Source organism: Pseudomonas farsensis (assembly GCF_014268805.2).
Lineage (GTDB): Bacteria > Pseudomonadota > Gammaproteobacteria > Pseudomonadales > Pseudomonadaceae > Aquipseudomonas > Aquipseudomonas farsensis.
Genome location: NZ_JABWRF020000002.1, coordinates 496,996 through 509,428, shown reverse-complemented (window position 1 = coordinate 509,428; position 12,433 = coordinate 496,996). Strand labels below are relative to the sequence as shown.

The 12,433-nt window shown below is 64.1% G+C and carries 13 protein-coding genes; 5 read left to right on the top strand and 8 right to left on the bottom strand.

What is annotated here, in order from left to right; genetic code table 11:
* Window positions 1-294: 294 nt before the first annotated feature.
* Window positions 295-1,185, bottom strand: coding sequence for a 4-hydroxybenzoate octaprenyltransferase (gene ubiA, locus HU719_RS11685; RefSeq protein WP_186537481.1), 891 nt, complete (start codon window positions 1,183-1,185; stop codon window positions 295-297).
* Entirely contained in the window at window positions 1,185-1,742 is a 558-nt protein-coding gene (locus tag HU719_RS11680) for a chorismate lyase (RefSeq protein WP_186523084.1), read from the bottom strand. Before HU719_RS11680 ends, ubiA begins: the two co-directional genes overlap by 1 nt.
* Before the next feature lie 238 nt (window positions 1,743-1,980).
* On the opposite strand from HU719_RS11680, the gene HU719_RS11675 reads away from it, so the two are divergent.
* The 4 genes from HU719_RS11675 to HU719_RS11660 all read left to right on the top strand — a co-directional run bounded on the left by HU719_RS11675 (window position 1,981) and on the right by HU719_RS11660 (window position 4,335).
* The gene (locus tag HU719_RS11675; protein WP_011536423.1) at window positions 1,981-2,148 is read left to right on the top strand and encodes a rubredoxin; all 168 of its coding nucleotides are present in this window, start codon (window positions 1,981-1,983) and stop codon (window positions 2,146-2,148) included.
* A 33-nt stretch (window positions 2,149-2,181) separates the two neighbouring features.
* Window positions 2,182-3,330 carry an NAD(P)/FAD-dependent oxidoreductase gene (locus HU719_RS11670; protein WP_186523087.1) on the top strand — a complete coding sequence of 383 codons (1,149 nt, stop codon included), beginning with the start codon at window positions 2,182-2,184 and terminating at the stop codon, window positions 3,328-3,330.
* A 189-nt stretch (window positions 3,331-3,519) separates the two neighbouring features.
* Entirely contained in the window at window positions 3,520-3,816 is a 297-nt protein-coding gene (locus tag HU719_RS11665; RefSeq protein WP_186523089.1) for an HU family DNA-binding protein, read from the top strand.
* A 141-nt stretch (window positions 3,817-3,957) separates the two neighbouring features.
* On the top strand, window positions 3,958-4,335 hold the full coding sequence (locus HU719_RS11660) for a helicase (protein WP_186523091.1): 378 nt from the start codon (window positions 3,958-3,960) through the stop codon (window positions 4,333-4,335).
* Window positions 4,336-4,644: 309 nt separating this feature from the next.
* Here HU719_RS11660 and HU719_RS11655 read toward each other — a convergent pair whose 3' ends face one another.
* The 6 genes from HU719_RS11655 to exbB all read right to left on the bottom strand — a co-directional run bounded on the left by HU719_RS11655 (window position 4,645) and on the right by exbB (window position 11,372).
* Complete coding sequence (locus HU719_RS11655; RefSeq protein ID WP_186523093.1) at window positions 4,645-6,048, bottom strand: aminoacyl-tRNA deacylase and HDOD domain-containing protein; 1,404 nt, start codon at window positions 6,046-6,048, stop codon at window positions 4,645-4,647.
* Window positions 6,049-6,126: 78 nt separating this feature from the next.
* Window positions 6,127-8,205 (bottom strand): ATP-dependent DNA helicase RecG, encoded by a 2,079-nt coding sequence (recG, locus tag HU719_RS11650; protein WP_186523095.1) that lies wholly within the window; start codon window positions 8,203-8,205, stop codon window positions 6,127-6,129.
* 3 nt (window positions 8,206-8,208) lie between these two features.
* Window positions 8,209-9,135, bottom strand: a complete 927-nt coding sequence (locus HU719_RS11645; protein WP_186523097.1) for a hydrogen peroxide-inducible genes activator — start codon at window positions 9,133-9,135, stop codon at window positions 8,209-8,211.
* Window positions 9,136-9,228: 93 nt separating this feature from the next.
* Window positions 9,229-9,963, bottom strand: coding sequence for an energy transducer TonB (locus tag HU719_RS11640; protein WP_186523100.1), 735 nt, complete (start codon window positions 9,961-9,963; stop codon window positions 9,229-9,231).
* On the bottom strand, window positions 9,960-10,388 hold the full coding sequence (gene exbD / locus HU719_RS11635) for a TonB system transport protein ExbD (protein WP_186536820.1): 429 nt from the start codon (window positions 10,386-10,388) through the stop codon (window positions 9,960-9,962). The genes HU719_RS11640 and exbD overlap by 4 nt, the downstream gene beginning before the upstream one ends.
* Window positions 10,389-10,391: 3 nt before the next feature.
* Complete coding sequence (gene exbB, locus HU719_RS11630; RefSeq protein ID WP_186536819.1) at window positions 10,392-11,372, bottom strand: tonB-system energizer ExbB; 981 nt, start codon at window positions 11,370-11,372, stop codon at window positions 10,392-10,394.
* A gap of 190 nt (window positions 11,373-11,562) precedes the next feature.
* On the opposite strand from exbB, the gene HU719_RS11625 reads away from it, so the two are divergent.
* Window positions 11,563-12,420 carry an SDR family oxidoreductase gene (locus HU719_RS11625; protein ID WP_186536818.1) on the top strand — a complete coding sequence of 286 codons (858 nt, stop codon included), beginning with the start codon at window positions 11,563-11,565 and terminating at the stop codon, window positions 12,418-12,420.
* Window positions 12,421-12,433 lie beyond the last annotated feature (13 nt).

Sequence of the window (12,433 nt, the reverse complement as noted above, 5' to 3'; positions counted from 1 at the left end):
TGTCGCCAGCTCCCACAGAGGCCATGTTCAACCGCAATATTGCTGGTTGGACCCAATCCTGTGGGAAATGACAGAGAGTTGTGGCGAGCGGGCTTGTCCCGCGTTGGGCTGCGCAGCAGCCCTGAAAACCCAAGGGGCTGCTACGCAGCCCAACGCGGGGCAAGCCCGCTCGCCACCAGGATATGTCTGGCGGGAGCAGGCTTGTACAAAACCATAGAATCTCCCACCAGGAGCGGCGTTGCTTTTGATTTTTGTGGGAGCTGGCGACAGCCTGCGCTGAGGCCCTTGCAGGCCTCAGCGCAGCGCGTAATCCACCACCACACCGATAAACACCAACATCCCCGCCCAGTGGTTGTGCAGGAAGGCCTTGAAGCATGATTCGCGGTCCAGCTTGCGCGTCGACCAGAACTCCCAGGCAAAGCACGCCGCCGCCCCCAGCAGGCCCAGGTGGAACCAGCCGCCCAGCTCGAAGCGGTTGCCGGCCAGCAGCAGGCAGCCCAACGACAGCATCTGCAAGGTCAGGATGATCACCCGGTCCGCCTCACCGAACAGAATTGCCGTCGACTTGACCCCGATTTTCAGGTCGTCATCGCGGTCGACCATGGCGTAGTAGGTGTCATAACCCACCGTCCACAGCAGGTTGGCGATGTACAGCAGCCAGGCGCTGGCCACCACTGTGCCGCCGGCCGCCGTGAAGGCCATCGGAATACCCCACGAATACGCAGCGCCCAGCACCACCTGCGGGTAATAGGTGTAGCGCTTCATGAACGGGTAGCAGAACGCCAGCGCCACCGCGCCGAATGACAGCCACACTGTGGCTGCATTGGTGCATAGCACCAGCACAAAGCTCACCGCCACCAGCACGGCGAACAGCGCCAGTGCCTCACGGGGTTTGACCCGGCCGCTGGCCAATGGCCGGTCGGCGGTCCGCTTGACGTGGCCGTCGACCTTGCGATCGGCGTAGTCATTGATGCAGCAGCCTGCGGCGCGCATCAGCACCACGCCCAAGCCAAAAATCAGCACGTTGGCCAGCGTCGGCGAGCCGTTGCCGGCAATCCACACCGCTGAAAGCGTTGGCCACAGCAGCAGGTAGATGCCGATCGGGCGGTCCATGCGGCTCAACTGGACGAAGTCCCAGGCACGCGGGTGCAGGCGGTTGAGCGACTTGAGCAGTTGCACGTACATCAGCGGTTATCCTCCTTGTCCGCCTGCCACAGCGCCGGCAGAAACACCTCGGCGACCAGCAGGTCGAGCCCGCCACGTTCAAAGCGCGAGCGGCGCCCCCACAGGCCTGCGTGGGCGCTGCCGGCTGGCAGCCATGCCTGAGGATAAGCGCAAGCTTCGAGCGGGTGCCGGACGAACGCCTGGTCGCAGAACAGCAGCTCGCCCAGCGACCGGCTGCCCAAGGTTTCGAGGTCGAGGCCGCCGCGTTGCAGCACACTGCGCCCGGCCACACTGCGGGCAAATACCCAAGGCTGGCCGTGGCCGCGCAGGTACACCTCGCGTACCCAGCCTTCCTCCCCAGGCGCCAGGCCCAGCGCTGCGCATTCGTCGTCGCGCAGTGGCTGCCAGCCCTCGAACAGGGGCGTCACGCTGAAATGGTCATGGGACAGGGCGGTGAGCCGACGGGTCAGGGAACCTTCGTCGAACAGCCAGCCGAGAGTGTGCTGGTCGAGGTGGCTCGCCAGCTGCGGATACGCCAGCCACGCGACAGCGGCTGCTTGCGGGGTTTCGTACGGCACGTCGGTATGCTTGTTACTGCCAGAGAGGCGGCGAGCTTAGCATGATTGCCCCGGCGGCCTGCATACAGTACAAAGCCCCGACGAGATTGCGCGGTTGCCTCATCGCTGCGCCCACGCAGAAAGCATTGAGCGTGGGAAATCACCCAGCCCTTGCAGGCTGCGCTGCGTGGGAGCGGGCTTGCCCCGCGATGAGGCCATCAGCCGCAACATGAACCCTGCCTGACCGAGGACCCCCCTGATGAAAAAGTGGCAATGTATTGTCTGTGGCCTGATCTACGACGAAGCCGAAGGCTGGCCCGATGACGGCATCGCCCCCGGCACCCGCTGGGAAGACGTACCAGAAGACTGGCTGTGCCCGGACTGCGGCGTCGGCAAGAGCGATTTCGAAATGATCGCCATCGGCTGATCACACCCCTGCACTGAACGAGGAAAGCACGACATGACGTCCCCTGTGGTGATCATCGGCACCGGCCTTGCCGGCTATAACCTGGCCCGCGAGTTTCGCAAGCTCGACAGCGAAACCCCGCTGCTGCTGATGACTGCTGACGACGGCCGTTCCTACTCCAAGCCCATGCTCTCCACCGGTTTTGCCAAGCAAAAGGACGCCGATGGCCTGTGCATGGCCGAACCCGGTGCCATGGCCGAGCAGCTCAAGGCCCAGATCCGCACCCACACCCGCATCAGTGGCATCGACCCCGGCCACAAGCGCCTGTGGGTCGGCGAGGAAGCGGTCGAATACCGCGACCTGGTGCTGGCATGCGGCGCGCAAACCGTGCAGGTGCCGATCGAGGGTGATGCGCGCGAATGGGTGTTCCCGATCAACGACCTTGAGGACTACGCGCGCTTTCGCGCCGCCGCCGCCGGCAAGCGCCGGGTGCTCATCCTGGGCGCAGGGCTGATCGGCTGCGAATTCGCCAACGACATGGCCCTGGGCGGCTTCGAGTGCGACGTGGTCGCGCCCTGCGAGCACGTCATGCCGACCTTGCTGCACCCGGCTGCGGCGGCGGCTGTGCAGGCGGGGCTTGAGGCGCTGGGTGTGCGGTTTCATCTGGGGCCGGTGCTCACGCGGCTACACAAGGCCGCGAGCGGGCTAGAGGCGCACCTGTCTGACGGCCAGGTGATCGCCTGCGACCTGGTGGTTTCGGCCATCGGCTTGCGCCCGCGCACCGACCTTGCCGCCGCTGCCGGCTTGCAGACCAACCGTGGCGTGGTGGTCGACCGCCACCTGCGCACCTCGCACGCCGATATTTTCGCCTTGGGCGATTGCGCCGAAGTCGATGGCATCAACCTGCTCTACGTAATGCCGCTGATGACCTGCGCCCGCGCGCTGGCGCAAACCTTGGCGGGCAACCCCACCGCTGTGAGCTACGGCCCGATGCCGGTCACGGTAAAAACCCCGGCATGCCCGCTGGTGGTTTCGCCCGTGCCCATGGGCCTGGATGGAACCTGGCAGGTTGAAGGCAGCGGGGCGGACCTCAAAGTGCTGTGCCACGGCGCCGATGGCCAGTTGCTGGGTTACGCCCTGACGGGCGAGGCAGTAATGGAGAAACTCGCCCTGAATCGCCAGCTACCCGCGCTTATGGCGTAAATAGCGGGCTGTCTGTCGGTTTTGTCCTGTTCTGGCCGCGACAATGGCCTCTGCGGTACTGGCGCGCCCCCGGAGGGCGTGCCATTCTCACTGGCGTCTGCCGCAGCCTAGAGCCTGCGGCGCCTTGAACGCTGTTCCCCTTCAGCAGCACGGCATAACAACAAAAATTCCGTCCAAAGAGGCTTCACTATGCGTAAACCAGAACTCGCCGCTGTCATCGCCGAAAAAGCCGATCTGACCAAAGACAAGGCCAACCAGGTCCTCAACGCGATTCTCGACAGCATTACCGGGGCGCTCGACAAGGACACCGTCACGCTGGTTGGTTTCGGCACCTTCGAAAAACGCCACCGTGGCGCCCGCACCGGCAAGAACCCGCAAACCGGCGAGCCGGTGAAGATCAAGGCCAGCAACACGGTGGCTTTCAAGCCCGGTAAAAACCTGCGCGACAGCGTCAACGTACCGGCCAAGCCTGCGAAGAAAAAATAACCGTCCCGTCTCTGCGGTTGAACGAACGGGCGCCTGAGGGCGCCCGTTGTGTTTGTGTAGGGAAATGTAGCGAAATTGCTTTATTGGCCCAATTAGCGGATAAACTCCGCGCTTCGGTCACTTTTTAATCGAGGCGCGTTGATGAAGTTCCGCTTTCTTCTTTGGGCTTTGGGGCTGTTGATGGCCAGGGCCAGCCGCAAAAACCCGGCGTTCGAGCAGCAGTTGCAGGGCAAAGACCTGGTGTTCCAGATGCAGACCCTCGACGGCAAGATCGCCCGGCATTTCACGGTGAAGGATCAGCGCATCAGCAGCAAAGGTGGCATGCACCCGCAGCCTGCGTTCGCCATTGCCTTCAAGGACGCCGCCTACGGCTTCGCCACCCTGCAGGCGGGCAACAAGCAGTTGGCGTTCATGCAGGGCATTCAGGACAAGAGCATCCAGATCAAGGGCAACCCGGCGCTGGTGATCTGGTTCCAGGGCTTGATGAAGTACCTGAAACCGAGAAAGAAGAAGGGTTGAGCGCGTAACGGCAGCCCTTTGAGCGCTCGCTATCGCGGGGCAAGCCCGCTCTCATAGAACAAACGCTAACTATCTGATTTACATGGATAACGTGGGAGCGGGCTTGCCCCGCGATAGCGATAGCACTGCCAACATCGCATCGCGGGGCAAGCCCGCTCCCACGGTGCCCAGTTCTCTGCGCGACAGCGCAGCCCGGAAGGGCTGGGTGATCTCCCACAAAGGCAGCGTTCATGCTTTCTGTAGGAGCGGCCTTGCGCCGCGATGGGGCGCGCAGCGGCCCCAACTATCAGCCTCATGCAAAAAACGCCGTCAGTGCGGCGCCTGGAACTGCGAGGCCAGCTCACGCAACAGCGCTTCGGCCTCCAGCACCTTGTTGACCACTTCTTCAGCCTTGCCACGGGTCAACCCCAGGCGCTCGAGCAGGGCATCCGGAATCTCTTCCACCGGCCCTGAACCAATGCCGCGCGAGCGCAGCAGGCGCACCGCCAGGCAGACCAGGTTGGGGTACGCCGAGTATTCGCCTTCATAAGCCGGGTCGTGCTGGAAGCGCAGCGCGGTGGACAACTCGTCAGGCATGTCCCACAGCTTCATCAGCCAGGCGCCGATCTGCTCGCGGCTGATGCCCAGCAGGTGCGTTTCGACATAGCTGTGGCACAGGTGCGGGTTGACCTCCAGGTGCCGGCAGATCAGCGAGAAGTGCGGCGGGAACACATGGGCCAGCAGCAGGTAGCCGAAGTTGTGCAGCAGCCCGGCGAGGTAGGTCAGGCCAGCCTCGGGGCGCTCTGCGCGCGGCATGGCGCGGGTCAGGCCCTCGATGACCGCGGCGGTGTAGATGGATTGTTGCCAGTACGGCGTGGCCTGTTGTGGGTTGTCCTTGGGCAGGCTCAGGGTCTTGCCCAGCGCCAGGCCCAGCGCCAGGTTGATCACCAGGTCGAAGCCCAGCACGCGCACGATGGCGTCTTCCACCGAGCGAATCTTGCCGGGCGAGGCGTAGTACGGCGATGCGGCCCAACTGACCACCTGCGCCGCCAGGGCCGGGTCGGTTTCGACCACGCCGGTGATGTCGTCGATGCTGGCGTTGGGGTCGACCCGCAGCTTGATGATTTTTTGCGCGGTATCGGCCAGCGGCGGGATCTCGATGGTTTCTTCGAGGCGCTTCTGGATGCGCCGGGCAGTGAAGGCACCGACCGCGGTGATGATCTCCTTGGAGTCATCGGCTGGGCGATCCAGGTTGGGGCGGATATCGCGCACCGCCAAGCCGAACGTGCCGGCGCTGGCTTTGCTGAGCATGCGCTTGAAGTCGTCACGGCCGATTTTCAGCAGCAGGCCGCTTTCACCCGACTGGATCAACACATAATCGTTGTCCAACAGCTTGGCTTCGTACTGGCACGGGGAGCTGGTCAATGCCGGAATCGCCGGCAAGGTCTTGAGTTGGTGCTTGTCGAGCATGCTCTTCAAGCGCGGCAGCGGTACTGCCGTGAGTTTGCGACCGGTCAGCTCGTGGAGGCGGTCCAGGTCCAGCAGTTTGCTCTGCGGGAACAGCACCATCAGCGCGCCCACTTCGTCATCGAGGAGGATGGCCTGGACCCGCGACGCAGCGGGCAGGTCGGCATATTCCGGCACCTCGACAAAGGCAACGCCCAGTTTTTCGAGCAACAGCCGGATGACAGACGGTGCGTGTGGGGTTGCGGTGTCGAGGGCAACTTCAGTCATGGTCTGTATCCATTCATTCTTGTAAACGCGAAGTATAACCAGCCTGTCTGGCAAGCTGGATCGATAACGAGACCGGCGTCACACCTGGCCATATTGCTGGCCATGGCGCAGCCACCGGTCGAGCAGCGGGCTGACGTGGCCCGGCCAGCGAGCCAACAGAGCCTGGGCGGCATCACGCACTGCCGGCAGCAAGTCGGCATCGCGCATCAGGTCCGCGACCTTGAACTGTAGCAAACCGGTTTGCCGGGTCCCGAGCATCTCACCGGGGCCGCGCAGTTCGAGGTCCTTTTCGGCGATGACGAAACCGTCGTTGGTTTCGCGCATGATGCCCAGCCGTTCGCGGCCAATCTGCGACAGCGGCGGGTGATACAGCAGCACGCAATGGCTCGCCGCACTGCCCCGGCCCACCCGGCCCCGCAACTGGTGCAACTGTGCCAGGCCCAGGCGTTCGGGGTTCTCGATGATCATCAGGCTGGCGTTGGGGACATCGACGCCCACTTCGATGACGGTGGTGGCCACCAGCAGTTGCAGGTTGCCGGCCTTGAATTCGGCCATCACCGCGGCTTTTTCGGCAGGCTTCATGCGCCCGTGGATCAACCCCACGCGCAGTTCGCCCAAGGCACTGCCGAGGTCTTCGAAGGTGCTTTCGGCCGCCTGGCAGGTGAGCTCCTCGGACTCCTCGATGAGTGTGCACACCCAATAGGCCTGGCGCCCTTCGGCACAGGCGGCGCGCACCCGCTCGACCACTTCGAAGCGCCGGCTGTCAGCCACCAGCACGGTATTGACCGGGGTCCGGCCTGGCGGCAGTTCGTCGAGCACCGAGGTGTCGAGGTCGGCGTAGGCACTCATGGCTAGCGTGCGCGGGATCGGGGTGGCGGTCATGATCAACTGGTGCGGGCACAGCTGGCCCATCACGCCTTTTTTACGCAGCGCCAGGCGCTGCTGCACGCCGAAGCGGTGTTGTTCGTCGATGATCGCCAGGGCCAGGTGCTTGAACTGCACTTCGTCCTGGAACAACGCATGGGTGCCGACCACCATCGGGGCGCCCCCGGCGATTTGCTCCAGGGCGCTGGCCCGCGCCTTGCCCTTGAGTTTGCCGGCCAACCAGGCGACTTCGATGCCCAGCGGCTCCAGCCAGCGCTTGAAGGTGATGTAGTGTTGCTCGGCGAGAATCTCGGTGGGCGCCATCAACGCCACCTGGTAACCGGCCTCCAGCGCCTGCAAGGCAGCCAGCGCGGCGACCACGGTCTTGCCGGCGCCAACATCGCCCTGCACCAGGCGCATCATCGGCTCGGGCTGGCTCAGGTCGTAGGCAATTTCGTTGCCGACCCGCTGTTGCGCGCCGGTCGGCTGGAACCCCAGGTTGGCCAGGTATTGCGCCGGCAAGCGGGTGGCCTTGGGCAGCACCGGCGCGCGCAGGGCACGCTGGCTCTCGCGCAGGCGTTGCTGCGACAGCTGGTGGGTGAGCAGTTCTTCGAATGCCAGGCGGTGCTGGGCCCAGTGATGGCCTTCGGCAAGTTCGTCGACGTCGGCATCGGCGGGCGGGTTGTGCAGGTAGCGGATGGCATCGTCCAGCGGTGCCAACTGGTAATCGCGGGCCAGCTCGTCTGGTAGCCAGTCCGGCAGGCTGCGCGGGCCGAGCATGCCCAGGCTCTGCTGGCACAACTGGCGCAGGCGCTGCTGGGTGAGGCCTTCGGTGCTCGGGTAGATCGGCGTCAGCGTTTGCTCGACCGGCGGCGCCGGCTCGTCGCCATTGAGCGCGCGGTATTCCGGGTGGTAGATCTCCAGCCCAGAGGCGCCGGGGCGCGCCTCGCCATAGCAGCGCAGGTGCGTGCCGCGCTTGAGGCCTTCTTTTTGCGCATTGCTGAAGTGGTAGAAGCGCAGGCTCAGCACGCCGGTGCCGTCGCCCAGGCGCACCACCAGGCTGCGGCGCTTGCCCATGGTTACGTCAGCGCCGCTGACCACGCCTTCGATGACCGCGTCCTGCCCAGGGCGCAACTGGCCGATGGGCACCACGCGAGTGCGGTCCTGGTAGCGCAGGGGCAGGTGGAACAGCACATCCTGCAGGTTCTCCAGGCCGACCTTGGCGAGCTTTTCCGCCATGGCATCACCAACGCCCTTGAGCGCCGTGACCGAAACCTTCGACAGCTCGGTCATGATTCAGGCCGGTTCTTCCACGGGCGGCTTGGCTACCGAGCAGAGGCGGATCGAGTCAGCGAGGATCTCGATGGCCTTTGGCCGCGGGAAGCTTGCACGCCAGGCGATGGCGACGGTACGGAACGGCGCGGGCGCCGTCAGCGGGCGGACTTCGATGATGCCCGGTGCGTAGTGATGGCTGTGGACTGCCGACAACGGCAGGATCGACACGCCCAGGCCCGAGGCGACCATATGGCGGATGGTTTCCAGCGAGCTGGACTCGACCGTGGTGTGCTTGGCCCCTTCGCCGCCCTTGGTCAGCGTCGGGCAGGCTTCGAGCACCTGGTCACGGAAGCAGTGGCCTTCGCCGAGCAGCAGCAGGCTCTTGTCATTGAGCAGCGCGGGGTCGATGGTTTTTTTGGCGGTCCATGGGTGGTCGGCGGGCATCAGCGCGCAGAACGGCTCATCGTACAGCGGCAACGTCAGCACGTCGGCTTCGTTGAAGGGCAGGGCGATGATCACCGCATCGAGCTCACCGTTGCGCAGTTTTTCGCGCAGCACATGGGTGAAGTTTTCTTCGATGTACAGCGGCATCTGCGGCGCTACGCGGTGCAGTTGCGGGATGAGGTGCGGGAACAGGTACGGGCCGACGGTATAGATGGCGCCGACCTTGAGCGGGGCCGTGAGCTGGTTCTTGCCGGCCTGGGCCAGTTCGCGAATGCCCTGGGCCTGTTCGAGCACTTTTTGCGCCTGGGCCACGATACCCTCGCCAACTGGCGTGAGGCGTACCGCGCTCTTGCTGCGCTCGAAAATCAGCACGCCCAGTTCGTCCTCGAGCTTTTTCACGCCAACCGACAGGGTGGGCTGGCTGACATGGCAACGCTCGGCGGCGTGGCCAAAGTGCTGCTCCTGGGCAAGGGTGACGATGTAGCGGAGTTCGGTGAGGGTCATAACGTGCGTCCATGAAGTTGCGGCCCCAGCATAGCGGCTGCAATTGATAGACGCACGTTATCAGACTTGCCGTTTTGTGACAGAAACAAAACGTCAGCGTCGGTCCAGCGAGTACACGAACGGCGCAACCACTTCGATGGTGCCGTTGTTCAACAGCTCTGCCGGGGGCTTGGGCACTGTGCCTGCACGGCGGATCATCTCCAGCGTGGCGCGGTCCAGCGCAGCGCTGCCAGAGCCTCCGGCGAGCGAGAACGACAACACCTTGCCGTCGGCATCGACCACGAAGCGCAGGCGGTTGATGCCCTGCAGCCCGCGACGACGCGCGTCCTCCGGGTACTTCTTGTACTTGGCCAGGTGGCGCAGCAAATCGCTCTGCCAGCTCGGCAGGGCATTGCTGTTGGAGGCGATGCTCGGTGCCGGTGCTGCCGATTTTTTCGGCGGCGCGGTGCTTGGCGGAGTATCGGCCACTTGTTCCTCGGCCGGCGGCTCATCCTTGGGCGGCTCAGGCTTTTTCTCAGGCTTGGGCGGCTGCGGTTTGGGCTTGGGCTTTGGCGGCTTGGGCATGGCGATTTTCGGCTTCGGCGCTTCCACAAGCTTGGGCAGTGGCGGCTCCTCGACCGGGGTTGGCGGTTTTGGCGCAACTTTGGGCGGTGGTGGCGGTGCCGGCTCCGGCAATGGCGCCATCTCGACCATCATCGCTGCCGGCGGCAGTTCGATGGCCTGCGGCACCGACCAGTTGAGCGTCAGCACCACGGCGACCACATGCACGCCCAGCACGATGGCCAGGCTGGTGCCATAGCGCGCCATGTTCGAGCGCGTTTTCGTCATTTCTTGGCTGCCGTCTCGAGGCCGACCAGGCCGACCTTGAGGTAACCGGCGGCGCGCATGGTGTTCATGACTTCCATCAGGTCGCCGTAATCGACGCCTTTGTCAGCCTGGAAGAAAATGGTGGTTTCCTTGTCGCCCTTGGTCTTGGCATCGAGCAAGGCGCCCAGCTGTTCAGGCTGCGCCACCTGGTCATCGCCGACGTACAGCTTCTTGTCGGCCTTGACGCTGACGAACACCGGTTTTTCCGGCCTTGGCGCAGGCTTGGCAGTGGAGGCGGGCAGGTCGACCTTGATGTCGACCGTGGCCAAGGGAGCGGCGACCATGAAGATGATCAGCAGCACCAGCATTACGTCGATGAACGGCGTAACGTTGATTTCGTGGTTTTCGGCGAGGTCGTCGCCACCTTCGTTAAGATGCAGGCCCATGGCTTACCCCACTTTCACCATGTGCGGGGCGACGCGTTCGCCACCTTGGTGGTCCAGGTCACGGCTGACCAGCAGCAGTACCTGGGCGGAGGCGTCCGATACCTGGGCCTTGTAGCCGGCGATGGAGCGGGCGAAGACGTTGTAGATGACCACTGCCGGGATTGCCGCAACCAGGCCCAGCGCGGTTGCCAGCAGGGCTTCGGCGATACCGGGGGCGACCACGGCCAGGTTGGTGGTCTGGGTCTTGGCGATGCCGATGAAGCTGTTCATGATGCCCCATACGGTACCGAACAGACCGACGAACGGCGCGGTGGAACCGATGGTGGCGAGCACGCCGGTGCCGCTGCTCATGTTACGGCCGCTGGCGGCAACCAGGCGCTCCAGGCGGAAGCTGACACGTTCCTTGATGCCTTCTTTCTCGCGGGCGTTGGCCGACAGGCGCATTTCTTCGAGCGCGTCGTGTACCAGCGTGTGTGCCAGGGTGCCTTCCTTGTTGGAGACTTCGCTGGCTTCCTTGAGGCTGATGGACTTCTTCAGGGCAGCGATTTCACCGCGCAGACGGCGCTTGGCACCCATCAGCTCGAAGCCTTTGGCGATCCAGATGGTCCAGGTGATGATCGAGGCGATGGCCAGGCCGATCATCACGGCTTTCACGACGATATCGGCATTTTTGTACATGCCCCACGGCGACAGGTCGTGGGCCATGCCCAGCGAGGTGTCTTCAACCAGTGCCTGGACGTTGTCGTCGGCAGGTGCCTGGCCTTCGGCGGGCGCTGCGGCATCGGCGGGCGCGGCGGCTTGCGCGGCCTGGCCTTCGGCAGCAGGTGCGGCCGGCGCGGCAGCGGTGGCTGGCGTGGTGGCCGGGGTGGTAGCGGGTTCTTCAGCCATGGCTGCCGGGGCCAGTACCAGGCTGAACATCAGCGCGGCGATGGCGCGCCAGGCGCGCGATGGGGTTGGCGAAGCGGAAGGTTGAATGCGAGTCATGCTGGCCGGACCTGATGAAGAAAAATGGGTTAAGTTCTCCAGGCCTCGAAGCAGGCCGAGAACAGACACGGGCGCCATTATTGCAACTAATTCTTGTTAGCAAAAGTAATAATGTTTCTTTTTTTGGCCCTGTCGTAGCCATTGATCGGTAAGACCGATAGCCTGCGCCTTTAAGAAAGGGAGAATGTGCATGTCAGCTGCTTCTGCTTTGATCGTCGGTTGCGGGGATGTTGGCGGGCGTTTGGCGCGTCAACTGCTGGCCTTGGATTGGCATGTCAGCGGCCTGCGGCGTTCGGTCAAGCTGCTGCCCGACGGTGTGCGGCCGATTGCCGCCGACCTGTCCGACCGGCGCATGCCGGATGACTGGCCAGAGCAGGCACCTGACTACCTGGTGTATTGCGTAGCCGCCAGCCAGCATGACGAGGCCGGCTACAAGGCGGCTTATGTCGAGGGGTTGCGCAACGTGCTCGGCTGGTTGCAGCGCAGCGGCCAGGCGCCGCGCCGGCTGCTGTTCGTGTCCAGTAGCAGCGTGTTCGCGCAGAAGGGTGGCGAGTGGGTCTACGAAACGTCTGCCACCGAGCCTGAGGGTTATTCGGGCAAGCTGATGCTTGAGGCCGAACGCCTGGCGCTGGCCAGCAGCATCCCCGCCAGTATTGTGCGCCTGACCGGCATCTACGGCCCGGGCCGTGAATGGCTGTTGACCCAGGTGCGCCAAGGGTATCGCGTTGCCGATGAGCCGCCGCTGTATGGCAACCGTATCCACGCGGATGACGCTGCGGGCTTGTTGGCATTCCTGCTGCAAGCCGATGCTCGGGGTGTGGCGCTTGAAGACTGTTATATCGGCGTGGATGATGCACCGGCGCCGTTGGCCGAGGTGGTGGCCTGGCTGCGCGAGTACCTGGGTGTTACCGAATGGTCAGATGAGCAGCGCGTGCGCCGTACCGGCAGCAAGCGCTGTAGCAACCAGCGTGCGCGGGCGCTGGGCTGGGCGCCGCAGTATCCGACCTATAAAGAGGGGTATGCGGAGATTCTGCAGGGTATCAACTGAGGCAGGCACCGGC